Annotated in this window: 18 protein-coding genes; 2 read left to right on the plus strand and 16 right to left on the minus strand. The window is 41.3% G+C overall.

All coding sequences use genetic code 11. The features are described from left to right. The first annotated feature begins 310 nt into the window (after window positions 1-310). Both hslO and ACM5QX_RS17355 read left to right on the plus strand, forming a co-directional pair. Window positions 311-1,216, plus strand: a complete 906-nt coding sequence (gene hslO, locus ACM5QX_RS17350; protein ID WP_414754656.1) for an Hsp33 family molecular chaperone HslO — start codon at window positions 311-313, stop codon at window positions 1,214-1,216. Window positions 1,217-1,368: 152 nt separating this feature from the next. Continuing rightward, the gene (locus ACM5QX_RS17355) at window positions 1,369-3,423 is read left to right on the plus strand and encodes a chromosome segregation ATPase (RefSeq protein WP_414754657.1); all 2,055 of its coding nucleotides are present in this window, start codon (window positions 1,369-1,371) and stop codon (window positions 3,421-3,423) included. A 174-nt stretch (window positions 3,424-3,597) separates the two neighbouring features. On the opposite strand, the gene ACM5QX_RS17360 is transcribed toward ACM5QX_RS17355, so the two are convergent. The 16 genes from ACM5QX_RS17360 to ACM5QX_RS17435 form a co-directional block, all read right to left on the minus strand. Continuing rightward, window positions 3,598-6,084 (minus strand): glucan 1,4-alpha-glucosidase, encoded by a 2,487-nt coding sequence (locus ACM5QX_RS17360; RefSeq protein ID WP_414754658.1) that lies wholly within the window; start codon window positions 6,082-6,084, stop codon window positions 3,598-3,600. 54 nt (window positions 6,085-6,138) lie between these two features. Beyond that, window positions 6,139-7,167: an L-dopachrome tautomerase-related protein gene (locus tag ACM5QX_RS17365; protein WP_414754659.1), complete on the minus strand. Its 1,029-nt coding sequence runs from the start codon at window positions 7,165-7,167 to the stop codon at window positions 6,139-6,141. 220 nt (window positions 7,168-7,387) lie between these two features. Further along, window positions 7,388-8,797, minus strand: a complete 1,410-nt coding sequence (locus ACM5QX_RS17370; protein WP_414754660.1) for a Dyp-type peroxidase — start codon at window positions 8,795-8,797, stop codon at window positions 7,388-7,390. 60 nt (window positions 8,798-8,857) lie between these two features. After that, a complete protein-coding gene (locus tag ACM5QX_RS17375) occupies window positions 8,858-10,810 on the minus strand; it encodes a galactose oxidase-like domain-containing protein (RefSeq protein WP_414754661.1) in 1,953 nt (650 codons plus the stop codon). 6 nt (window positions 10,811-10,816) lie between these two features. Continuing rightward, on the minus strand, window positions 10,817-11,821 hold the full coding sequence (locus ACM5QX_RS17380; RefSeq protein WP_414754663.1) for a sugar phosphate isomerase/epimerase family protein: 1,005 nt from the start codon (window positions 11,819-11,821) through the stop codon (window positions 10,817-10,819). A 170-nt stretch (window positions 11,822-11,991) separates the two neighbouring features. After that, complete coding sequence (locus tag ACM5QX_RS17385) at window positions 11,992-12,381, minus strand: DUF4904 domain-containing protein (protein ID WP_414754664.1); 390 nt, start codon at window positions 12,379-12,381, stop codon at window positions 11,992-11,994. 37 nt (window positions 12,382-12,418) lie between these two features. After that, window positions 12,419-12,808: a YybH family protein gene (locus tag ACM5QX_RS17390; RefSeq protein ID WP_414754665.1), complete on the minus strand. Its 390-nt coding sequence runs from the start codon at window positions 12,806-12,808 to the stop codon at window positions 12,419-12,421. Beyond that, a complete protein-coding gene (locus tag ACM5QX_RS17395) occupies window positions 12,805-14,475 on the minus strand; it encodes a multicopper oxidase family protein (RefSeq protein ID WP_414754666.1) in 1,671 nt (556 codons plus the stop codon). The genes ACM5QX_RS17390 and ACM5QX_RS17395 overlap by 4 nt, the downstream gene beginning before the upstream one ends. Window positions 14,476-14,707: 232 nt before the next feature. Further along, window positions 14,708-15,781, minus strand: coding sequence for a myo-inosose-2 dehydratase (iolE, locus tag ACM5QX_RS17400; RefSeq protein WP_414754667.1), 1,074 nt, complete (start codon window positions 15,779-15,781; stop codon window positions 14,708-14,710). A 430-nt stretch (window positions 15,782-16,211) separates the two neighbouring features. Then, window positions 16,212-16,880 carry a pentapeptide repeat-containing protein gene (locus tag ACM5QX_RS17405; protein WP_414754668.1) on the minus strand — a complete coding sequence of 223 codons (669 nt, stop codon included), beginning with the start codon at window positions 16,878-16,880 and terminating at the stop codon, window positions 16,212-16,214. 94 nt (window positions 16,881-16,974) lie between these two features. Next, entirely contained in the window at window positions 16,975-17,451 is a 477-nt protein-coding gene (locus ACM5QX_RS17410) for a hypothetical protein (RefSeq protein ID WP_011320869.1), read from the minus strand. 46 nt (window positions 17,452-17,497) lie between these two features. Continuing rightward, window positions 17,498-18,598 carry a ferritin-like domain-containing protein gene (locus tag ACM5QX_RS17415; RefSeq protein WP_414754669.1) on the minus strand — a complete coding sequence of 367 codons (1,101 nt, stop codon included), beginning with the start codon at window positions 18,596-18,598 and terminating at the stop codon, window positions 17,498-17,500. Between the two features lie 164 nt (window positions 18,599-18,762). Beyond that, window positions 18,763-20,607, minus strand: a complete 1,845-nt coding sequence (locus ACM5QX_RS17420) for a GMC family oxidoreductase (RefSeq protein ID WP_414754670.1) — start codon at window positions 20,605-20,607, stop codon at window positions 18,763-18,765. Between the two features lie 809 nt (window positions 20,608-21,416). Beyond that, window positions 21,417-22,193 (minus strand): DUF928 domain-containing protein, encoded by a 777-nt coding sequence (locus tag ACM5QX_RS17425; RefSeq protein ID WP_414754671.1) that lies wholly within the window; start codon window positions 22,191-22,193, stop codon window positions 21,417-21,419. A 23-nt stretch (window positions 22,194-22,216) separates the two neighbouring features. Next, window positions 22,217-25,360, minus strand: coding sequence for a TIR domain-containing protein (locus ACM5QX_RS17430; RefSeq protein ID WP_414754672.1), 3,144 nt, complete (start codon window positions 25,358-25,360; stop codon window positions 22,217-22,219). 44 nt (window positions 25,361-25,404) lie between these two features. Continuing rightward, on the minus strand, window positions 25,405-25,533 hold the full coding sequence (locus tag ACM5QX_RS17435; RefSeq protein ID WP_414754673.1) for a hypothetical protein: 129 nt from the start codon (window positions 25,531-25,533) through the stop codon (window positions 25,405-25,407). Window positions 25,534-25,676: the final 143 nt, after the last annotated feature.

The raw sequence follows: 25,676 nt of genomic DNA on the forward strand, positions 1-25,676 counted from the left end.
AAGTTACTTTTTCAACCTATAATTTAGCCAACTTAATGAGTCATTAGAGAGAGTTATTTTAGATATTATGTATATTCAGATATTATACGGGCATTTTGCGTGTAATTAGTACATTTAGGCTACATATACCGAATTTTTCCGTATAATACCCGCATTAAGAAATTTACAATACAATTCTCTGAACATCATTGCTAGGCAACTTGCGTAAGTTTTGTATAAGTTAAGTTTTGTTATAATAGAATAATATTTTTGTGCCTCTAGCTTAACAGCCAGAGCATTTGTTAAGAAATTATTATTGGTAAGGTTCTTCATGGCGGATCAATTAATTCGCGCCACGGCAGCCGATGGCGGAATTCGTGCAGTGGGCGTGATTACCACACGGTTGACGGAAGAAGCACGGCAGCGTCACAAGCTTTCTTATGTCGCTACGGCTGCTTTGGGACGGACGATGGCGGCTGGCTTGTTGATGGCTTCTAGCATGAAACGAGCTGGTTCTAGGGTGAACGTCCGGGTGAAGGGTGACGGGCCGTTGGCTGGGATTTTGGTAGATGCTGGCTTGGATGGTACGGTGCGCGGTTATGTAGGCAATCCACATATAGAATTGCCTCCCAATGCCAGAGGTAAATTAGATGTGGGTGGCGCGGTAGGAAATGGCTATCTCTATGTTGTCAGAGATATTGGGTATGGCTACCCTTACTCTAGTACAGTAGAACTGGTTTCTGGTGAAATTGGTGATGATGTGGCTCATTACCTCGTGACTTCTGAGCAAACACCTTCGGCATTAATGTTAGGGGTGTTTGTCGGGGCTGGTGGTGTAACGGCGGCTGGCGGTTTGCTGGTGCAGGTGTTGCCGAAAGCGGCTAGGGATGAAGCTTTAGTGGCGAAATTAGAATCGAGGGTGGGGGCTTTGTCAGGGTTTACGCCGTTGTTGCAAGCGGGTAAAACTTTGCCGGAAATTTTTAACGATTTGCTGGGTGATATGGGGCTGACGATTTTTCCCGAAAGCCAAATACTGCGCTTTCATTGCGGTTGCTCATTCGATCGCGTGTTAGGTGCATTAAAGATGTTGGGAGAAGCCGAATTACAAGATATGATTGTTAAAGATGATGGAGCTGAAGCGACTTGCGATTTTTGTGGCAGGGTTTATCAAGCAAGCAGTGAGCATCTCACTCAATTAATTGTGGATTTGCAAACTGAGTCTTCTGTGTCGGGTTAATGTATAAAAGGGATCTGGATCTACTAATTATTAATGGTATTCAAAGGAAAGATAATGTAACAAGTAGCTTTTAAATTATGAGAAAGTTACTATGGCAAAAATAGCATTATCATTCTAAAACAGATCGCTATTCAACTATTTTGGTGTGAGAGATGACAGAGCGGGATATCCCAGAAAGTTGGCATCCAACCAGAGGAAGAAAACCAGATGACATGGACGGTGTGTCCCGATCGCCACAAGTCGGTGATACCCCAGCATTTGGTGTCCCGGCTCCTGGTTCTGCTAATACGGTGAGGCAACGACTAGATTATAGTACCGAAGAATTACCTATAAATCAGCAATCACAAGTAACTAATTTTACTAAAAAAAGTTTTGTTAAGTTGCCTCGCTGGATGCAGGGTTGGGTTGGTTGGGCTTTATTGTTAACGCTCCTTCCTGGTGGTATCGGGTTTCTGGCAATGGCGATGCTCCTGAAGTTGCCATCCGCGCCTAACTGTCCCGCGATTTTTTGGCCTTTGGCAAGCGCTTCAGTGCGGATACATTGCGCTCAATTGGCAGCTTCTAAACAAACGGTTGATGATTTGTTGCAAGCGATCGCTTTAGTCAAGCAACTACCACAGGATCACCCATTGCGGGGCGAAGCTGACAGGTTTTTAGAAAAGTGGTCGCGGGATGTTTTACAATTAGCAGACGAGAGTTTTCAGGCAGGGAATTTAGAACAGGCGATCGCTACAGCCAAAAAAATTCCTGAAGACCTGGCTGCTTATAAGTTGGTAGATGAACAAATCAGCAAGTGGCAAACGATTTGGAACCAAGCTCAAGGCATATACACAGAAGCAGAAGAAGAATTGCGGCAGCAGCGCTGGCAATCAGCGTTTATGGTCGCTTCTCAATTACTGCGTGTAGATAATAAATATTGGGCAAGCGCCAAATACGACGAACTCAACGATATTATCACCTCATCCAAGGAGGATGTGGACAAGTTAGACAAAGCCCAAAGATTGGCTAATAGTAAAGAGGTAGATAATTTACTAGAAGCAATTAAACTGGCGGAGTCTATTGAGCAGAAAAGTTACTTGTATCGCAAAGCCCAAGAATCAATTCCGGCATTTGGACGCAAGATGCTGGAGTTGGCACAGGCAAAGATGGATGCACGGGACGCAGATACAGCTTTAGAAATTGCCAGGCAAATTCCTGAAAGTACTGGATTGCAAACGGAAGTTGAAGATTTTATTGCTTTGGGTGATGCTCAAAGGAATGCTTGGTTGGGTAATATTGCAGGTTTGGAAACGGCAATTAGCCAGGCGCAACAAATTAACGCATCTCGACCAAACTATGATAAAGCTCAACAGTTAATTAGCCGTTGGCAGTTGGAAATTGAAGATGTTGCCCGTCTAGAAAAGGCACAGGGATTAGCTAATCAAGGTACAATCAATGACTTAGTAGCGGCGATCGCAGAAGCACAGATGATTCCTGGTGGTAATCCTCGTGGTTCCGAAGCTAGACAAAATATCAACCGTTGGCAGTCGCAAGTTGAAACTATCGAAGATAGACCATATTTGGATCGGGCTGAACAAATTGCCTTGTTAGACGATGTTAACTCTTTGCAGGCGGCGATCGCGGAAGCTGGTCAAATTCGTCAAGGTCGGGCTTTATATCCAGAAGCACGTAGAAGAATTAGAACTTGGGTAGGCAAGGTACAGCGCATTCAAGACCAACCTTATTTAGATCAAGCGCGGGAGTTTGCGGCGCGGGGTGACTTGTCGGCGGCGATTAATGCAGCTCAAACAATAGCATCCTCCGGACGGGCGCTGTCTGGGGAAGCACAAACGGCAATTGATGACTGGCGATCGCAAATTCGCGCTAGAGATAACTGGAATCGCGCCAGGGAAGTGGCGGCGGCTGGGACTTCACAAGCTCTAGCAGAAGCAATACGCATAGCTAATCAGGTATCTAATAATAGTATTTTGCGGATGGATGCCAATATAGCTATTGATCAATGGGGTCAGCAAATACTAGATATTGCTCGTTCTGAGGGTAGTTCTGATATGTCTAAGGCGATCGAAACTGCTCGGTTGATTCCACGCAGTAGTTCTGCTTATAGTGCGGCGCAGGAACAAATTAAAATTTGGCAGCAATTTCTCAATCCTGCACCTCAGCCTCAACCTGAGCAATTTGAGCCTTCAACTATTATTAATGGGCAGTAGTTTCGATTTAAGCTATTGTGCTATCCCTGATAGGGATTGATGTTGACTTATGCTAAATGTCACGCGTGTAAAGGTGAAAATCTTGGTGTAACTGGGTGTAGGGGCTTTCAAGGGTAGGTTTTTTGCATTGAACCCCTACACCCCTACACCCCTACACCCTTAAACCCTTACATCTTAAGGATTTGCGCTGATCTTAGTGCCGTTCGGATGAGAACTTGAGGCGCTAAGAGATTCCGAAGATTGGTATCTTGCCTGAACAATGGGGTAGGAATCCCAAACATTCTTATCAGTCAATGATTTGACTAACTTAATATATTCGGCGTGCGCCCAAGCTAAAGGTGTGGCGCTATTCGTTCCTTCTCCAGTGATGTAATTATGAGCCTTATTCTCACCAACACCATCCCATACTTGTTCAGGAAGCATGAGACTTTCGTTAGCAAAATATTCCATTGCTCGTACATAAGTATCACGTAGTTTAGCAACCTCTTGATTGCTAATAGTTCCTCCATGTTTGGCCTTAGCTAACTCAAGTTCATAATGACCACGCTCACCAGTGAAGAACGGCCAAATCCTACCTCTGCGGAGTTTTTTCTGTCCATCGTCAATATCCCGGAAGTTACTACCATCGTTTATTTGTTCACCATAGCCATCATTGCCATAGCGTCGGAATCCTGGATACTTTTTACCATCAAAAGCTATGTCGTACCTAACCCTTAAATCTTCTGAGAGGCTGATATTATCCAAGGCGCAAACACTGGCAGCAATGTGAGCATCATCTCCTTTTCTGACTCCATAACGTACCAATTCCAAGAAACCACCATCTAAAATCTGGCGTTCATCTGCTTCCAGCAAACTATTGTTGTCATGGATGCGACTTCCATCGTTAGGATCTGCATTAGGGGTAACTCTCAGGAGATATTCACTGGAGCTGTTACAGTTCTTAATATCTCCAGTTGTGGTAAACATAAATTTATCCACATTCTTTTGATATTCATCTGCTTTACTGAAATAATATTTTGCTGCAAGAGGATCATCAGCTGCATTTTCAGCAATATCGCCTGCCGCAACTAACCCAGTAATAATCGCAGCCGTTGTAGAGGGGGAATATCCTGATTGTTCTTCCCATCGTTCTTGATGAGTGCTTGGTGGGTTTATCTTGCGGTTGTTTGCTTGATCAGAGGTATGTATATTCACATTACCGCCATTAGCCAGAAATTCTGCGGCAGGTTTCAACATCGTGCGATATTGCTCAGTGATTTCACCATCCGACAGCACTCCGGCTTTCCAAAGTTTCCAGCCCAACATAATGGGCATGGCAGTTTGATCTAACTGCACTCCCAGCCATTCTAAGGTTCCATCAACGTGAGTTTTTTGTAAAAACCAGCCTGTAGCCCCAGAGTTACCTGGTGTATCTGATTGCACTTGCACTTGTGGGAGGTATTTAAAAGCCGTTAGGGGAGTTTCTTTATCTCCTAAAGCTAACAAAGCCATAGCTGCTTGATAAAAGTCTCTCGGCCAAACTGCTCGATAACCTGTGGCAAAGGTGTCTGCATTCACAGTATCTCCCCAAGGAACCGATAAAGAAGCAATTAAAGCCCCAGGATTTTCTTTATCTTCCATACTCTTGAGGGTGAAAGCACTGGCATAAAGCTGTTTACCCTTGTCACCGGTGTTGGCAATCATAGCAGGCAGATTTTTAAGACTGGCTATATAATCTTCCCAGCCTACGGCGCTGCCTTTGCCGTTGTATTTTGCTAACAGACTTTCGTACCCTTCTTTTAAAGAAGCATCGACTTGTTCGGTTGCTTCTTGATAGGTGCTGCCAAAGCCTACAGCAATGTTAAAGGTGGAAGTTTGTCCTTTATTGAGGGTAGGCAGTTGACCTATCATAGCTACACTTCCTGGCTTGCTCTGATCAGTGTAGTCATAAGTCCAGTCCATCACCCCATTGTCTTTTAAATCTTGATAGCCATCACTACGAGCTACATATCCGGCTGAGGTTTTCACAAAAGGTAATGAACTCTTCAAACTTAGATAAACAATTTCTCCTTCCCTTGCATTGAGACTATCACTTTTAACAAAAGCTACATCTTCTTTGCCAGTATTATTCATGTGAGGGTTAATCAGAATGTAGGGAGTAACATTATCCTCTTTGGCAGTAAAGATCACTTTTGTAAACAAAGTTTGGTGATCAGGATCGGTAAAGATGTGCTTTTCAATGGTGTATTTATCATCTTTATCGGTATTGATCACACGATAAGCAGGAGAAAGAGGCCTTCCATCCTTATCTTTATCTAGATAGTCCACCTTGCTAGTGGTAGAAACCTTCTCTTCGTCAAAAAAACCGTTGCCTGTGACTAAGAATTGTAAGTCATTGATCTGGGCGCGATCGATTTCTCCATAGGCGGTTTCCGTCACAATGCCTTGAGCAATTGAAAACCAAACCTTGGAGATGGCATTTGTAGGAGCGCGATCGCTATATTTATTATCCACATACTGTTCATAGGATGTTCCAATGCCTTGCTTACCAGCATAAGACCAAACAGAGGAAACACCCGGTGCGCCGGGCGCAATGCCGCCGCCAACTGCCCAAGCAGCGTTTGTTCCTAAGAACAAAAGCGAGCAAAGAGCAACTAAGTTAGCTAATAACCAACGTTTCATAGAGATGAGTTGTTTTTTTGTGTAAGTAAAATTGAACTTGGTATTGATGGACTTCTAACGCCCCACAATGCCGGCAGCCAGAGGCTTCAGACGGAAAATATAGTAGGGGGGAGCAGAAATATTCTCCCCAGCATTGAGAGGCGCGGAATGGTGCAGTTGATTACAGTCGAAATATAGATAACCATCTGAACCGAAGTTGAAGGAGTCTGTCCAAGACAACTTCTCGTCAGTAACTAGCAATTTGTAAGAGCGATCTGCTGATGTAATTACCCCGATCGCACTATGAGCTAAGTCACCCACATAGATGTTGTGATCTTTGTCAATGGAAATGCCATCACAAATGGGCTTTTCACTGTATCGTTCGATTTTGCTACCCAGTTCAGCATCAGTTAATTGAAGATTGCTCAAGTCTGCACTCTTAATCCGATACATACTAGTACTGTGCATTGGACTTAAGTACAGCCATTCGTTTTCTGCATCTAGAACAATACCATTGACACCCAAATGAGGACGAATTACAGTCCCATCAGGCTGACCAATCTGCACTGGTACTCCATCTATTACTAAATCAATATCTTCTGGTGCTATGCCTGGGTATCCTTGCAAAACACGAGCAGCTAAACCTGTTTGCAAATCTACTCTAATCAAAGCCGCTTTGTCATCTGGTGCTGGATCGGAAATATAAACAAAATTATGAATCAAATCCACCGCCAAATCATTCACAAAGGAATTACTAAGGGTTATGGGTGGTGGTAAGTAAATCACCCGTGATAATTTATTATTTAGGGTGTCCCATGCTACTAGTTTAGGAACTGACTTACTTTGATTGCCATTGTCTAACATCCAAACAATTCCATTGCCATCAGACTTGATACCCAGTACAGCATCGAAAGTAATGATTGCGTTCCCAGATTGACGAGGAAACGGGATTAAACCATCCTGAGTTAATTCTGCTACCTGCATCTCAGGTTGATAAAATTGATGCAGGCTGAGAAAAAGCCTACCGTCTGGTGTCAGAGTGATATTACCAGGGGCTAAGGACAATTCTGCTACTACCTCTAGGCGATCGCCTAAATTTTCCATGACGAAAATGTTTGATTGACACAGCAAGAAAATAGCAACTTGAGCAGATGCGATCGCAGAAGTAGGGTTTTACCTAATAATCCCGTGGATCACATAGGCCGAAATGCACATTTAGGGATATCTGCATTCAAATCATCCAGGTGCATTTCGCATAACAATGCCTCCTATTTGCTGGTGAACAGCCATAACAGATAAAATCTCTTCCATAAAATAGCCTCATCTATGCCAAGGTTTTTAGAAAACTGATACTAGGAGCGAAAAAATACTCGCCACCTTTCATATTTATCCAGAGTTTAAAATTATATTCTTCTGTTTCTGGTTCACCCCATTTCTTTGGCCATTTCTGAGTTCCCGATGGTTGACCAATTAACGGATCTGGCCCAGTATTCACCTGAACAAAATTTTGAGGATTAGCCCATCGTGATTGGATAAAATTGAACTGATTTTCAATGTTGGATTGAAAACAAAGAAACAGTAATCCTGAACCTGAAACTGGTTCTTTATTAGGATTATTTTCGCCATAACTAACTGCACGACGAGTAATCCTATGGCCTTTTTCTTCCTTAAATGCTTCATCAAAGTGAGCATCAGCAGTTAACAATCTAGCTGTATCTCCACGAGGATTAGTTTTACGTGTATGAGAGTGAAATGGACACTTAGTTGCAGCTAAATCATTATCATAATTGAAGTTATTTGTGGGTGTAACTGCATAAGTCGGTATATCTGAAAGAGTTACTGGAGTGCCATCAGCGAAACGACCTACAATTAAAGCTCCAGCTAAATTTTCTTGGATGTTTAATTTTTGAGCTAATTTGCGCTGATCTTCGCGGAATGCTTTCACATTCTGTTCGAGTTTTCGGTAGACTAAATAACTGCCATAGCTATCTTTTGTGTTCCCGTTAGGATCTTCGACTAAAATACTATCCAGAGGAGCTTTCGGGTCCCATTTATCAAAATCGCAGTTGTTTACCCTCTCCTTCACAACGTCCCGTTTCATAAACAACGGTTGACTTACACCATCCACAAAGCCAAAGTGTTCGATAATTTGTCCGGCCTGATTTCTCAAGATAAATCCATCTTCTCGGTGAACAATTTCCGCTATTTGACGCAGTTCTTGCGTCATTTGATTGACAATTTGTAATAAGTCTATGATGTCATCATCTGCGAGCAAAATTAAGGCATGAATTTCGTTTTGAAATCCTATATCCCAGGTTTCAATTTTAGGATCGCCCAAAGAAGTTCTAATTTCTTCATTTTTCATACCCATCCTAAATGGTTTATCTCCGGGTATTTGAAACGGCTCAATTTCTAAATATTCATATCCATGACAAGACAAGAAAAAGTTACCAAATACCTGTCCTGGTATGCCTTTTTGTCTATATTTAAATGCTTCGTCTGACTGCTTTTTTGCAGAAGTTATATAAGTTTGAGCAAAATTCTGAATCCACTGCTTAACTACTTCTACTTGCTCAGGCTTGAATTGTAAAAATAAATGAACACTATGATCTCGTCCATGTCCTTTGAGAATATTGCCCTGTAAATCGTTCAATAGATTTCGGTATTTACCAGGATTTTCTGAATCAATGCCATCTTCTGGTAGGTGTTTCAAATCTTTTTCAGTCAGTGCCATGAATTAATTCCTCGGTTTGCAAGTTGCCAATTATGCTCATGCCAAAGTAACAACATAGGGTTAAGCTGCAAGCTTGACTATCTTCGCCAAGGAAGGCTTGCCTACGTTGTTGAGGTAAAACATCATGTAATACCCAGGAGGATAAAGGTTTTTATTTTCTGGAGTTTTAAAGCTGATGGAAGACTCATCTGCTAAAACAACATTTTCTATAGGCAATTGTGCTAAACGTTGTCCATAATCAAAAGAGTGAGTTACTGCCCCCAGTTTTACCAGGACTAGAGAACCATCTTGAGTCGCATTCTTGACAGATATCGTATTAGATTGACTGTATGCCAAACTACTAGGAGCTTTAACAATTTTAGGGCGAGAACCAGGCTTAAATAGATAAGGAGGACTAAATACTTCTCCTTGCCAAATTTCCGCAGGCACAAAGGGTTCTTCATCGCCTTTGGCAAAATAGCTCTGAGGATTTTGATAATATTCTTCTAGATTAAATTCCTTCTTCTGCCCAGATTTATCTCTCAAATCGGCGAATTTATAATAGGTTTTGGCATCTTGCAATATATCAACATGAACAGTGCCATCTTCATCTCTTAAGGCTCGGTTAGCATTACCACCGATCGCTAAAACACGAGCATCGGGTAATAATAATGCACCATTATGATACAGCCTGGGGAGTTTTGCCGGATTCATCGGCTTGGTTTGATAACCCCCAGGAGCATCCTGAGCAGCAGTCATCAATAGAGGCTCATAGACAGGCTTGTACTCTGGATATTGGCCACCATTAACAACTAATATTTCCTGAGTTGGTAAAATTACAGATTGGAGATTAGCTCTGGGCTTATCCAAAAAGTTTGGGACTATTTCCCACTTTCCGTTCTTTTCACCACTTTTTGCCGGAGATAGCCAACGCTGTAAACTAGTAGCGACTCTTGATCCTGGTGGGAAACCCTGAGTATTATTTAACCGCCCAAAGTTGATGCTGTTAGTGCCGATAATTCCACCAAGGAGTAAGACATCTTCTGAGTTGGGAACTTGTAAGGCTGTTCCATAGGCTTTAGAGCTTTCTGCTCTATCTGGGCCTACTTCAAAGCTGACAGATAATGTACCTTCTGTATTCTCCTTGATAGACATTAAATAGCTTTTTTTGCTGCTATGGGGGACTAAAACCCCAGCAATACCGGCCTCGTCTCCGGTAATCAAAAGTCTACCATCAGCAGTAGGAAAGACGCGAGGATAGAGGTCTATACTATCGTAACTATCTACATCTTTGAGTTTGGTATTGAAAGGACTATTCTTGACAGTTGTGAGGTCGATGTACTGGAGCTTTTCTGTTTTCGGATCATAGATTTCTAAAGTAGGATTGATTTGATTAGGAGCATCAACTTTTAGTCCTGAAAAGATAACAACTTTACCATCAGCCAGGGAAATCAAACTGGGATACCATCTTCCTTGTTTGAGTGGTTTTAGCGCCGACCACGTTCCGGTTTTCCAGTTATACAGGTTGATTTGTCTATTACCTGTAAATGCACCTCCTGGGTAATAGCGCCCAGTTCCACTGACAAAAAGAATGTTACCGTTGGATAGTTGTAGATGTCCGGTGCAGAATAAATCATTGGTTTCCCCAGCCTGGATAGATGGTGGGGAGGGAATGCGCTCAAATTTTCCAGTTACAGGATCGAGAAGACCTGTATTATTGATGACATCATAATTTCTGACATCAACTCCCTCAACCAGATCGACGTTCTCTTGTTCTTTTACTTGAGTGGTGCGAAAACTACTACCATTAACTACTAAAACTTTTCCATTGGGTAGCAGTATAGTATGCACAGACTGCATTCTGTCTGCTGGAGGAGGCATAGGTAGAGTTTCCCAAGCCCCCATTTCTTCTTTTGTTCCAATTATGGGGGTGGCGATCGCCTGTTCCCAACCGCAGAGACTAATAACGAAAGCCAGGATAAAGATGATAAAAACTGAGACGATTGTCAGACGTTTTGATTTGGAGACTATCATAGTCAACTATTTAGAGCCAATTTTCTTTAATTCTTTCCGAGTTACCTTGATGGCCTCATCAGCAATATCGTAAGCATTGGGGTATTGGTTTGGAGCATCTTCATCAGGTATCCAAAACTTACGTCGAGTCAGACGCAGTGAGTTAGCAAAAACAGGGATAGCATTGAAAATTTCCACAGCGATCGGGCCGTCATAAACTTTGACAATGGGTGTTAAAAAAGATTTCCAGGGAAGCCAACTGGTATGAAGAGCGCCCCGATCTGGAGGAGAGACTTGGACATAGTGCAGTCTTCCTTGTTGAGCAAGGTACTCCACTTGTGTTTTAAATATCTCTGGCCCCTCGCCATCCAAAATTTCGTGGGCGCTATCAATGACTACTCCCACTTGTTTACTCTTAACGCCTTTGAGAAACTCGATTAATTGAGATAATTTGTTGGGGCCTGGTGTTTCCCAATGGGTGATCGGTTCAATGGCTAATTTAACTTTTTTGATCTCTGCGTATTCACCTAACTCATTCAAAACGGGTTGGGCGTTAGCATAACGAACTTTGAGATGTTCTTGAAGTGCATCACTCCAAATAAGCTCGTTAAAGTCTGTTGTCGGAAAAACACCATAAGGGATGACAATTGGCCCCATCATAATTTCACCCCCTAAGGCGGCGGTGATATCAACCCGTGACTTCAGATACTCTAGGGCTTCTTTTCGCTGTTCTGGATAGTTAGAAGAAGGGTCAAAGGTGCGGGTAGCTCCCACGTTAGTAGAAATTTTCACATTTTCTAACCCTTCACTGTCCAAATAATGGCGTAGATTCGTGTAATTTTCTAAATCTTGGGCATAATTTCCAGGAAGTCCAGGAGCAATGGGAAATTCAAACCCACTATAACCAAATCTTTGTAGTTTCTTAATATGAGCTACCACAATTCGCCGATAATCCAAGTTATCGGGTTGCAAATTGGTGGTAAACATGAAAAAGCTGATGTAAATATCAGATGTTGCAGGCAGTTTAGTCATTTTGTTATTTTGTTGAGTCCGTATTACTTAGTAGTCTGCCAAGAGAACTTTGCAAGGTTAATAGCAGCAAAAAAAATCTCTTTCTCCCCCGAAGTTCGCCCGGAGGGAAACCCTCCTTGCGACTTCTCCCCCTGCTTGCCCTAGCCCAGCAATTTTGGGTTGGTGAACTATTAGTAGTCCTTACCCGTAAGCCATTGAATTAAAGCGTCGGGATTTTCCATCACGGCTTTTGGATCGAACATCGGCCAAACATAGACAATACCTTCTTCGTCAAGACGAAAGAAGTTGTGTAGAGTGTATAGAGTTCCTTTTGTTGTCTTCATCTGCCATACACCACTTGCTCTTGGGTATTCAACAGTGGTGGACATGATGTTCACTTCTGCCACACGAGTCGTCACACCCTTTAAAAAAGGGATGACTTCTTCAGTTCCTTTCAAAGTATTACCACTAATAGGACTCAAAAACTCCAGGTTGCAAGAGAACTGTACTTGGGAAAAATCACCAGTTTCAAAAGACAGAAAGTAGGTTTTGAGTATCTCGTGATATTTTTCTGTATCCATGTCGTTAGGTTCCAAAAAGTGGAATTCTACAAAATTATCAAGGTTTTACATTCCAAATTTGACGAGAAATTTTCCAGCGATCGCAATCCTTCTTCATTAACCATAAAGCTCGATATTTGACTTGTGTGGATGGACTGCCATCTTTTGGGCTAATGGTGGCTAGAGAAATACCGATGACAGAACCAAAATCACCTTTGACTTCGATTTCTTCAGCTGTAAAAATTGGATCAATGTCTTTATCAGCAATTGTGTCTGCAAAGCCTTCTAAAATATCAGGTATACCGCAGCGATCGAGTCCATTAGGTGGCATCCACAAAGCATCTTCTGTATACATATCGGCGTAAGCAGATAAATCTCCTGATCGCACATTATCGGGATAGACTTCTTCAAATATGCGTCTGATTTGATCTTGATCATGCAGTTTCATTTGTTTTCCTCTGTTGGTAAAAACGTAATTTTTTTACTTTCATCTAATATCTGCACTAGTTCCATCATTCCTTGATCTTCATGATCTAAAATATGACAGTGTAGAACAAATGTGCCAGTAAAATCCGTGTAGCGACTTTTGACTATTTCTGGTCGATTCTGGGAGACAAGCAACGTATCACGCCAAATAGTTTCTGGTTTGTTATCAGGCCCAAGGCGCGTATATTGAAAGGGATTGACATGAATATGAAAAGGATGAGAAGGAACTACAGATTTACCAGTTTCTAATATCCATTCTTCCGCTTTCGTTAATGTTAAATTGCGAGGTTCACCGTTAAATTCTTTTCCGTTAATATCAAAATTCACTTTTGTTGGTTGCTGGCAATTTTCTGGAATGCAGGTTAGACCAAACACAATTTTTTGAGAACCACTAATCTCTTCCGCCAGAATATCAGCAGGAGCTTCTTTCATTTTCACTGCTGCTAGTTCAGAATCATTAGGCAATTCCATATTTACAGGTGAACCTTTGACCACAATTTTGGCGAGGATATGTCCTGCTTCTCCCACTCCCATCAGTGATTTTTCTGGAATACTAGGAGAATCTATCAAGAAATATTCTTGAGATTCCTGTCCTTCGTGGAGAGGTTCACCTTTGACCAGCACATCGCTACGGTAACCCGGTTCAAGTTCAATCCTATCCCACGAATCTAAGTGATCCAAGGGAATTCCATCTACTGCTATTTCGTGCAGTTTGATACGGCGAGAATCATCGACGTGTCGCAATTCTAAATTAATCCCTTCACGTATCCCCGCATGAATGAAACGCCAATGTTGAACTTCACCAGGTTGCATTTCAATGGTGGGAACAATTTGCCCATTAATTGTGATTTGACGTTGTGATTGCTGCCATTTATTAGGTTTTAAATCATCATAGTTTTCTAATTCTCCTTTTTCATTGTAAGCAATTTGTTGAAGAACAAATATCTTCTCTTTCGCTGCTGCAATTTCTGGTAAACGATCAAGTCCTCCTTCTACAATTAAAGCTCCCGCCATTCCACTGGACACTTGTAGTGCAGTTGAACCATGAAAGTGCGAATGATACCAATCAGTTCCCCCTGGATGAATTTCTGGTAGTTTTATTTCAATAGGGTATTCAGGGGAGTTCCCATTCAAATCTTTTTTTGGTGCCATTTCACGCAGTACATTATCACTATTTCCATCAGGAGAAACATGAAGACCGTGGGTGTGAAAATTAGTAATATTAAAGGCGTGGGGCTTGTTGTGATTAACTGGCGTTGATGGATTTGTTTCTGGGGGTAGACTATTAATTAAATTAATATTTAGAGTATCTCCTGATTGAATTCGCAATGTTGGCCCTACCAATTTGCCGTTATAAGAACGAAGTTTGACATCACATCCAGCAATCTTATTTTCTCCATACTTGACTTCTATAGTTGTCTCTAATAAGCCGTTTTGGGATTTAATTTCCTCTGGATTCTGAAAAGGTAAACCTCCATATTCCTGAATATCGATGACTTTTTTCTCACAACCAGGCTTGACATCAGATAGTGCTGGCTGTGCTATAGCAGGTTGACAAAGTATTGGGTGTAGGATGAACGCTAAAACTGTCAGTATTAAAAAAGATATCTTTTGCCAATTTTTCAGCATTTGAGGAAGATTTAGGTTTTGTTATTTGAATCAACCATGAATAATTAACAAATATGCAAGTTTAGAAATTGGTAAAGCTGTTCCATGTTTGACATCCTCAATAGGAATAATATTACACAATGATTTGATGCAATTTAAGTGTGCAAATTAGATATGAAACAGCTTCCCAAATTTGGTTAGTGTACCCAGTTTTCTATGGATTGCTACAAATTTATGTAGCAATTAAAATCGGTTATAAATCGGTCACTTGGCGTAAATAATTGCGAGCCATTAAAGCATATGTTAAAGGATTAGCTTTATTTGGATCTTGTTCTGCCTCTACCATCAGCCATCCTTCATATTTAGCTTTAGCAAGTTCTTGCAAAATGGGCTGAAAATCAATTGCACCATCTTCATCTCCTGGAACAGTAAATATCCCTGCTCGGATAGAATCTAAAAAGCTACGACCAGTTTTTTTCGATTCATCTAAAATTGGTTGACGGATATTTTTTAGATGGACGTGTTTGATCCGATTAGCATACTTTTTAGTGACTGCTAGAGGATCAACGTCTGCATAGTACAAATGACCGGTATCGAGAAGCAGCTTAACATTTTCGGAATCAGTACCTTTCATCAATCGGTCAATATCAGCGAAGTTTTCTACTCCCGTACCAATATGGGGATGATAAACCAACTGCATACCGTTTTCTTTTGCCAAAGAACCCAGTTTGTTTAGCCCTTCAAATAACTTCGTCCATTGCTCGTCAGTAAAACGAGGTCTGTTAACTAGAGGGTCTACACATTTCTTTTGATGAACAGCACCACCCAATTCAGCCACTACAATATTTTTGCCCTTCATTTCCTTCATGAAAGCTACTTGCTTGTTGAATTCTTTAAGGGTTTCATCTTCCTTTCCCTCTGTGAATAAAGTTCCTACCCAAGGTTCAGAAATTTTCAAGTCACGAAGTTTTAACTCTTTTTTTAAATCCTTGATTTTTGAGGGAAACTTAGGTGACATTTGCGAACCTTTGAAGCCAGATAGTGCCATTTCACTTAAAATCTGCTCAAAAGGGATAGGGGGGTCAAGATCAATAGTCAGATCATCACTATTACTCCAACCAGTCGGTGTGATGCCCAAATTGACTTTTGTGGGGTCGAATGTTGGGTTTAAGAGTGCAGGTTTAGATGAAGGAGGAACTAGAGACACCAAAACCGAATTGTTTCCACTTGGAGCAGCACTAGCGGGAAGTGTTAAGCTATTTATCCCCACCAAAATAAAGACAAGTGATAGGGCAAATAAACGACTAATATCTCTGATTTTGGACAAAATTGATGATTTATTTATTTTGTACTCATTCTTGGCCAACATAACTTAGTGATTCCTAATTTTTGCTCGGTGATGAAGGTAGAACTCTCAAATAATAAGCAATGAGTCAAAGATATAGAACTCGTACTCGATTTTTGAAATATACGTAGGTGATGCCCACCAAAATCATGAGACGGTTGGCGTTGCCCACCCTACAGAGATTGAGAGTTTTATTCGCAAGGGCAGTCTACGCTAACAGAAATAAAATCGAATTTCTATATATAAAACTCATTGCTAACCATGAGAGTGAACTTAAAGCGGTGTGTCAATTTTCTTGAAATTTCCAGTGTCAGCACCGCTTCAAGTGAAGAATTCATTGATATATTTTTGTGAGGATGAGTCTGCCAATATTCTCAGGACTCATCATCAAGATTATCGTTAGATTCAGTTTTTACTGAGTAGCTCCAAACTTAGAGACATCTCCGTTATAAGTAGTTCCGTCAGGCATCAGGGAATTAGACAAATCGGTTCCATATAAATTGGTTCCCTTCAGAATGGCAGATGATAATCTTGTATTTCTCATATAGCTACTGGAAAAATCTGCATTCGATAAATTTGCTCTAGAAAGAACTGCTCCTTTGAGCTTTGTATGTTTCCCCGAAGCATTAGACAAGTCTGCATCAGAGATAACTGCCTCTGTTAAATCTGCATCGCCTAAATTAGCGTTTAATAATTTTGTCTTACTCAGAAGCGCATTATACAAATCTGCCTGAGAAAGATTAGCCCCTGTTAGATCGGCACTTGAAAAGTTAGTTCCCATCAGGATAGCACCTGATAGATCGGCTCCTGTGAGATTGGCTCCGTCCAGCTTTGCATCATTGAGGAGGGAATTGGAAAGATTTGCTCTGGATAAATTTGCTCCAGCAAGTGCGCTACCATATAAATCTTTATTCGATAGATCAGCTCCTGATAGATCGCAATTAACACAGGCATTTGTCGCCAGTAACTTAGTCCGATCAGAAGCAACAAAGGCGTTAGCGGGTGAGATAAAGATTGTTAAGCTAAAGAAAATTGAGAGGGCAATAGTAGAGATTCTAGGAAACCAGGATGAAATACTCATGTTTGTTCTTGAGACTAGAAAATGTTGCAATTTTTTCAGAATCAAAGATTGGTCTTTTTTTTGAGGTTTGGGTGACTTAACCCCTACAGAGATGTTAGCTTTTAGTCAGGCTAACTAATGGGGGTTCGCTCCAAGTAGCGTATCCCTGACCTTTTGCGCCGGGTGGGTTAACACCGATCGCCGGCCATAAAAGTCCTTCTGGATAGGCCTGTGCGCTGATAACAAAGGTTCCATCTTTTTCTTTGGTGCCAAAAGCGTCCCGCCAAGATTGTGGCAGTGCATACCAAGTAGCTATGTACCAAACCTTAATAATATTGCGGGCGATGGGGCCAAATTTTTCGGATGCCAATATCTGTTTAATAGATTCGTGGTTTTTCTCTTTTTTTTCCAGTTCCAACTTATGAAAAGTTGTTAACAGTTCTCCAAATATATCTCCACCAATGATGTCTCGAATGGTTTCAAAATAAAGAGTAGAAAAACCTGTTCCCTGCAATTGAAACTTAGAAAACCCTGTAAGAACTACTGAAAGATTAAGGAAATACTCCTTAAATTCAGGCGCATTAATATCCATCAGTTATTTACCTCCGCAAAAATTTTAAATCCCAATTCAAAGTTAGTTAACGCTTATCTAACTTAAAAATAGGAGCTGCATTCACCCCTGGATTCCCTGGAATAGGATTACGCATTAAACTGTTAGCTTGTTCTTTGAGACGGAACATTCCCCCAACTGCGGGAACTAACTGCTCAGGATGCCCATCAAAAGCGTATTCAATTTTGGCTAGGAATTCACTATAGGCAGAGTGAAACGCTAAGGCTGCTGTACGCACTTCTGATCCCTCTGGATAATCACTCAGTTTGGCATTATCCTTAATGGGATAAACTTCATTCCAATCTACGTTAAAGGATTTGCCTGTAGGCTCATTGGGCTGATCGGATTTTGTCGGATCATCTTTGTCGATCACATAATATTTTTCTAATAGGATTTGCTGAAAACGATAGTCATGGGCTAGTTCTCGTTCTGCATCATAGATTGTTCCACTTCTTGACCCTTCACCCTGCTCTTGAATTACTTTTAAAGCTCGCATGGCCGAACGCAGGTCGGTCACTGGGATGATATCTCCACCACCGTTATAGTAATATTCGGGGGTGATTTGTCGCCGAGGATCGCCGCAAAATAGGTCGGGACCTTTTTCTTTATAGAGTGCGTTGAGACCACGGATGATCTCTGCATAAAATAAGCCAATGCTGTAAAAAGTCTTGGTTGGATCGCAGCCTACAACTTCTAGTAAATATTCTTGTAAGCTTCGAGACTCAACTAATGGATCACCTTCTTCAACATCCTTAGAACGTTCGATCTTACGAAAGGTCTCTATAGTCTTTTTGGAAAACTTGGTTAAACCTACTTTAAAGTCTGTAGAGCCTGTAGGTAAATAACTCGGATATGTGGGAATAAAGTTAGGTGCTGTCAGGACTGGTGATGCAAACGAGCCTCCCACCGCATTATAAACATTAGCTACGAGAGTTAGGTGTAACATTTCTTCTACAGCAACCTCCCGGATAATATGAAAAGCCTCTAAATTTTTTCCGGGTTTAATAGAGTAAAGCGCTGTCATATAAGGGGGAATGGTTGCGTGTTCTATCTTCATTGCTTGGATGAGATAGTACTTTAATTGTTCAACCGTTGTAATCAACTTTAAGCTATCGGCGGCTATAGTCATAGTTTTATTTGCGAGGTTTTTGCGACTTCGTAAAGGGTACTAGGAAGTGTCATCAAATAGCCAGAGAACTCTATTTATATCTAAGTTTCAATTCTGATGAATTTTTGGATTCAAAGTGTTGAAGCTTTTATCTGATAGAGCGTTATTTTTATTGATGACGAGTTTTAGCGAGCTTGCAAATGAGCAGCTGGCAAATTATAAGAATTTAATTCTTGCAGGATATGCTCGGCAGTTCTAAAACTCAATGCGGCAATGGTCAATGTTGTATTGGAACTACCAATGGTTGGCATACTTCCTGCGCCGACTAGGAAAAGATTTTTATGATCCCAAGAACGCAGATAACTATCAACAACTGAATTCGACGGCGTTGTTCCCATGATATGAGTTCCCGAAAAGTGGTTTCCACCTTTGTATACGTAGCCTTCACCCTCGAACTCAAAATAGGCGGGGTCTTGAGGATCGTAGTGAGTATAGTCTTCCGCACCTAAACGCTCGAAGATGACGCGGGAGACTTTTCTGGTGTAAGCAAGGGTTCTACGACTGTAGTCAGGTAGGTTGAAATTAATGACGGGACGATAATTACCCAGTTTATCTTTGTGTCTTGGATCGATAGTGACTCGGTTACCGTACTCAGGGAGTAATTCACACATGAAAGCCAACAGCAGTTGTCGGGAAATCCGACTAATCAATGTCTGGCGGAGTTCTTGTCCATATTTGTTTTTGTTATCGATCGCATCTTCCACTTCACTCTTAGGCGATCCGGTAGCCCATCCCCAGCCATCATTGTGAATGTCTACTGCAAAGGCAGATTGTTTTTTCCGAAAATCGCCTTGACGGAATGTTCCAATCCCTGATGTTACAAGAGGCCCCCGCATAGTGCCGGTGACTTCAGGCATCAAAGCCCAAGCTAAGGTGAAGGGGTGATCCATTAAGTAACGCCCTATCAATCCACTGGTGTTAGGCAAGTCAGAGCCAAGCAATAGCCGAGCGTTTTCAACTGCATTAGTCGCTAAGACAAATAATGTTCCCTTGGCGGTTCCTGTAGTGTAATCGCTAGAATTGGGTTTTTTATAGTGCTTGTAGTGAATGGCAGTGATGCGACCATTTTGGCGATCGTATTCCAGCTTATAAGCCACTGCTTGGTAGAGTACATGAACTCTGCCTGTTTCAAAGGCTTTACTTAAAGTTCTGCGAGCATCATATTTCGCTTGAACTGGACAGATAGGAACACAGTTAGCATTTCCTTGGCAACGTTCTCCATATTGAACAGGATGGACAGTAGTAACTCCATCGGGAACAAAGAGGTTACCTTGATCATATTTAGGGTTAGGTACTCCATTACGAGCTTGAGGAAATGTAGCAAAGCTGATTGTGTGAGTCTTGCCATAGAGTTCAACCTTGGTGCCATTGACTTTCTCAATGACTTTTTGATCCAAGTAAGAGGGGGGAAGCTTTTCCATCGGGAAAACATAGTCTTGGGGAAATTCAAGGCCTAGTTTTCTCTGCTCTTCTACGTCTCCACAAACGCCCATTTCATGCTCGGCTTTGCGGTAGTACGGCTCAAGATCATGATAGTCAATTGGCCAATCAAGGCCTTGGCCGTAAGTACTGGATAACTTGAAGTCTTCCGGTAACATCCGTGGGGTTTTTGCTTCCCAGTGCATGGTTGTCCCACCCAGAACTCTGGTATAGGAACCTGCAAGAGGCATGGGGCCCTTCTCTATAAAATAGTCGTTGTAATCAGTGGGGCTGGGAACATTGGAGTTAGCGGGATAGGGGGAGTTAGGATTTTTATCCACCGCTTTGTAGAAAGTATCAACATAACTTTGAAAGCCTGCAAGAGTTAAATCCTTGTGTACTGTAGCTTCAATGATTAAAACCCTCTTGCCCTGTTGACTTAATTCTTTGGCAACAATGGCTCCAGCTACCCCTGTTCCGACTATGACGGCATCATAAACGGTTTTAGATACTGTGTCACAATCGACATTTACCATTTGACTGAGGCTCATAGATTATTCCTTAAAAGTTGGTCTTTGACATGAATCTCTTTGGCAATATCTCCAGATATGAAATGAGAGGAGTTTTGCTTCAGCCACGTCTTTATTGAAGGCTCCATTACTGATCTAAGGGAGTCAACACTAATGGACTTTTTAATAATCTGCCAGCAAATTTTTCCAGAAAAGTCCGTAATGTTTACCTGTTATCAAGTCTAGTAACACACTAATGAGCTAATTCCGATTCCAGTAAATTAGGAGACAAACGCCTTTAGTCAGAATGAAGACCTTTTGAGTAATCAATTTCTGAGTTTACAGATGAATATTGCCTCTGATTTACAGAATTTTTAAGTTATGTCGTTGGGAAACAACATCATATTATCATCACCATAAAAACTTGTCCGTCAATCAGTAATTTTACGTAAAATGTGTGGAATACACGCATTATTAATGTTTTTTTAGACTGCTTTACCTATGGTGTGGCATAGCCCATCGCCCACAAGCAATACATCTTGCCCTTGTGTTTCTAAGTTTTATCGGGGCTAGACAGCTTGATAAATTGCTGCAATACACAGTCAAAGTGATACAGTGTTACCGAAATATTTCTTTACAGTTTTCGCAACTTATTTGGCAAATTAATCTTGCATGAATTTGATTTCTAAAAAGAATATTAATAGATAATACTGATAAGTTTATATGTTAAATAATATTTAATTATAAAACTATATTCACAAATAGTAACTTCATTTGAAAGATGGACGACTAAGACAGTGCGATCGCCTATAGGTCATCGTTAGGAAATTTGTATTATGTCAACAACAGAATTATATTGTTGAAGGCTGTTGCAATTTGAGTTCATAAATGGGAGCAGTAGCAAATTCTTCAAGTTCAAATAATCCTAGTAAACTAGACCATTCTTGCTGATGAGTAGCGCGATTCTTAGCAATTTTACTAACAGTTTCATACCAAATATTATTTTCTGTATAAGGAATGTACTGTGATTGATATCCTATGTGCTTGATTGGCACTACTCTCGGAGAAGTCGCTTCAACTCGTTTAATCCAACCATCTACACTAATATTTGTGTTAAGTCCCTGCTCATTCACACAAGTGATGTTGAGGTACCAATGATATCTTTGTCCAATCAATAGGGGTTTTTCGGTAGCAGGAAGAGTAATGCTGACGATACCTTTTGTTTCTGGTAAAGAAAATGGTAGAGGCTTGGTCAAAACAGACTTTTTCTGTTCATTTAATAACCTAAATTTGGCTGGAGGAGACTGAGAATATCCACCAAAAGGTAAATAGAATAAGAACTGAGGATGATCCTGAGTAGTCAAGCCTTCATTGCTCTGGGGAACTAATGCAATCAGGGTATTTTTATCTATTTGAGAGCATTGCGATCGCGTTGCTCCTCCTCGTGAACGTCCAGACGCATTCCCCTCTGGTCGGGAATTGCTAAATAGCCGACTAATACGCTCCACAAAATTCTGTGCTTGGACTGGCTGAAGAAAAACAGACGACAGAAAACTAAAACAAAAGACCGTGGTCAAGGTGCAGAGGAAAACCTTTTGCCGCCTGGATGATAATTGTTGACGGATCATTTTTCTATCTCCTGTTTGTTAGCTTAATTTTTACGGAGGTTATTAGTTAAATATAATACGCCTGCCCCAGTACCCAGTAATGCCAAAAACGGTGGTTTAAAAGGTATCCAACCGCTCTGATACACTAAAATTACTGAGCAGATGATGAAGAGACAGGCGGTAGATCCAACCACGGCTATACCTATATAGAGAGTGCGGTTAAATCGCCAACAAACAATACCACCTACCAAAGCCCAACCAAACATCCAGAGTGTTTCATAACCAAGAGGCCACCACCAGATAAGTTGGCGATTATCTAAAGTAGCGCTGAGGATCTGACTGATCATTTGCCCATGCAATGTCACGCCTGGAACATCGCCATAGACTGTACTCCAGTAATCAGCTTGTCTGGTTTGCCTATCAGTAAAGCCAATCAGTACAATTTTGTTTCTAATATTTTCAGCAGAAACCTGATTGTTTAAAACTTGTAAAATATTAACTCTAGGGGCAAAATTATTGGGATCGCGTCCAGAAAGACGATATTTGAGCATTGTTTGATAACCTTGAAGCTGGTTATTCATATCCTGATAGCCACCACCTTTTCCCAACAGTTGGGGAATGAGAGTTTTCCCAAACTGCATATCCTGAACATATTCTTTGCTCTTGATATCTAGAGGAGAAATGTACTTTTGACCTTGGGCTTCTAGATAGCGACGAGCAATTACTAGACTAAAAGCTTCCCGTGTATTGCAATATTTAGGGTCTGGGTTTTGCATCAAGTATTGTCGGCGCACAAAACGACCACCTTTAGCGTCGTCATCAACCAAGTCGCTAAACCCAACTCGCCCTAGAGGAACTTCTGGGGGATTTTTAAAGCCACGAATCTTTTCACCGCGATCGCTTACGTAACTGTTTTTACAGATTGTAAAGAAGTTTTTAGCTTGCTGCAAATGCTCTTTCAGGTTACCTTCCGCAGGAAAATCACGCACAAAATCCAACCCAATTACACTGGGTTGAGACTGAGAAAGAATTTTGAGTACATCATCTAAAGCCTGATCAGGAATTGAACCTCTACCACCTGCATAGTCTTCATTCAACGTCTCAATACTTTCTGGATCAACATCGACCATTAAAAATCGTTCATCCTGTGGTTCATCACCACGTAACGACATCATTCGGTCATAAACTGCTAGTTCTAATGGCTGAGTGAATCCAAACAACCTGGCAATGAAAATTATGGTTGTCACAGCCAAACTAGTCAACAAGACACTACGAAGCTTGATTTTGCGATAGGGGAGAGCTTGACTAGCAGCGAGATAATCTAATTGTAAAGTTGTGGGGGCTGGTTGTTTATGATCAGATTGCTTCAACCATTCCTCAGAGGCTAGCAAATCTTTGCCCCGGAGTAAAAAGCTATTGTCCCGATTGTGATCTTCCCACTCCTTTGCCCTGAGAAAAATCCGAGTGTGCGCTCGCACATATTCTGGATCTGAATCTAATGTTCTGGTTAGTTCCCCGAATTTAGTCAGAAAGTCTGTGTCTCGTGGGCTGAAATCAATCCACTGCACTTTTGCTAACCCAGGATGAAGGGTTGCACCTTCTATGTCCCGATATAAAACGGTCACGATTCGCTTATTTAAATTCATCGCATATTCTACTTCAGTCACGCAGTAGGGTGAACTGATAGATTTAGGCGAAATAATAAATAAGAAATTGTTGGCGCTTTCTATTCCTCGGTAAATCTCTTGCTCAAAATTTGTACCAGAGGCGATACTCTCCTGATCAAACCAAGTAGTCTTGTTTTGAATTTGCAGGGTATCGTTAAGTTTACGGGCAAAGTCAGAGTCAGCACGAGAGTAGGAAATAAATACATCCAGCGCCGCTTCTGGGGGTTGCTTGCTGCTTTCAGCGATGAATTCTGTTTGTAAAGGTATGGGTGGATGTTGTGTGTTTTGTTGAGCTATCTTTAACCAGGCTTCAGCGTTACGCAGATTGTGATTACGCAACAAAATACTAGGATTACGTTTTTGTCGTTCCCACTTGAGAGCTTTTGCTAGTAAGATTTTATGTTGCTCGTAGTAAGCCGCATCTCGACGCAGCACATTAATGAGCCTATCAGTATCGGCAGATTCTTTCCCCTCCTCTTCTTGATCTGTAAAGTCGATGAACTGCAAAATACGTAATTCCACAGGAATCTGCTCTAGATCCACTGGTTCAAGCAACAGGGGAATAATCCGCTTTTTGAGAGAAAAAGCATAAGTTAGTTCCAGTTGACAGTATTCTGATTGCAGAGAGGCTGGCGACAAGAGAAAAACCACATTATCTGCTTCCTCAATACCTCGATTAATCGACTCGGTAAAATCTGCTCCAGATTGAATATCTGTTTTGTTAGTCCAAACTGTAAAGCTTTCTCGCATCAAGATTTTGGCAATTTTTTCCATAAACATCCTCTCTTTTTCGGAGTAGGAGAGGAACACCTGAGTCATCAGGTTGTTAGCATTCTTGATACTCTGACAAATAAAGGCGCAGTGTAAATCGGTTGGTTCACAGGGCGCTTGTTCATCTTTAAACCTAATTTTTAGCCAATTTTCAGCCTGTTCTCGTTCTTCACCAATTAACAGGTATTGTGATTGTTGTTGTTTTTGCTCCCATTCTAGGGCTTTGGCTAAAAAATATGTGTGTTGATGCACATAATCTTGATGGCGGCGAAATAACTCTAGCAGTCCCGCCAATGATTTCTCAAAGTCGTCTATACCTTCGCGGAAGTATACCCAGTTAATCTTACTAATAGCTGGGTGCATATTAGGAAAACTGGAATGTAACCCTTTGGCTTTATATTGTTCCCACTCACTAGCGTCACGTCCAGGGTTGCGTTGTTGCCAAGTTTCCTGAGTAATTTGCTCTACGTGCAGCAAGGGAATAATGCGTTTATTCCGGCGGAGTGCTAAATCTATTTCTTTACCACAATAGGGAGAGTTGACTGAATGAGGCGCAATGATAAACAGAAAATTGTCTGATTTCTCAATTCCGTCGTCTATTTGATTTTGGAAATCCACACCTAAAGGAATATCGTTTTGGTCAAACCAAATTTCTAGTCCTGCTTCTACAAATCGCTGATATAGCTGAGTTGCAAAGGCTTTGCTATCTGCTCGTCCATAAGAAATAAATGCACTTTTAAATTTATTCATATTAAACCAATTCAAAATACCCTACAGGAAGCAAGCTACAAAATTCACTCATAGGCTACGGCTACTCCTGCGGAGAACTCACAGAGTAGGGTGCGCCAAAAATTCAAAATAAATGATGCGAGATTGATGGTGTGGCGGGGTGCGTCAGTGCGATATGAGCTAGCTATACTCATAAATTATTCATACTGACGCACCCTACATTTTGGATAATTTTTTATCTGGAAGTTCCTAATGGCGATCGCCTGGGTCAAGAAGAGGAAAAGGGGCAGGGGGCAGGGGGCAAGGGGGAAGACCGGGACGGAGCTTGGACTCCTCC

The organism is Anabaena sp. CCY 9910 (assembly GCF_963920875.1).
Classification (GTDB): Bacteria; Cyanobacteriota; Cyanobacteriia; order Cyanobacteriales; family Nostocaceae; genus Trichormus; species Trichormus variabilis.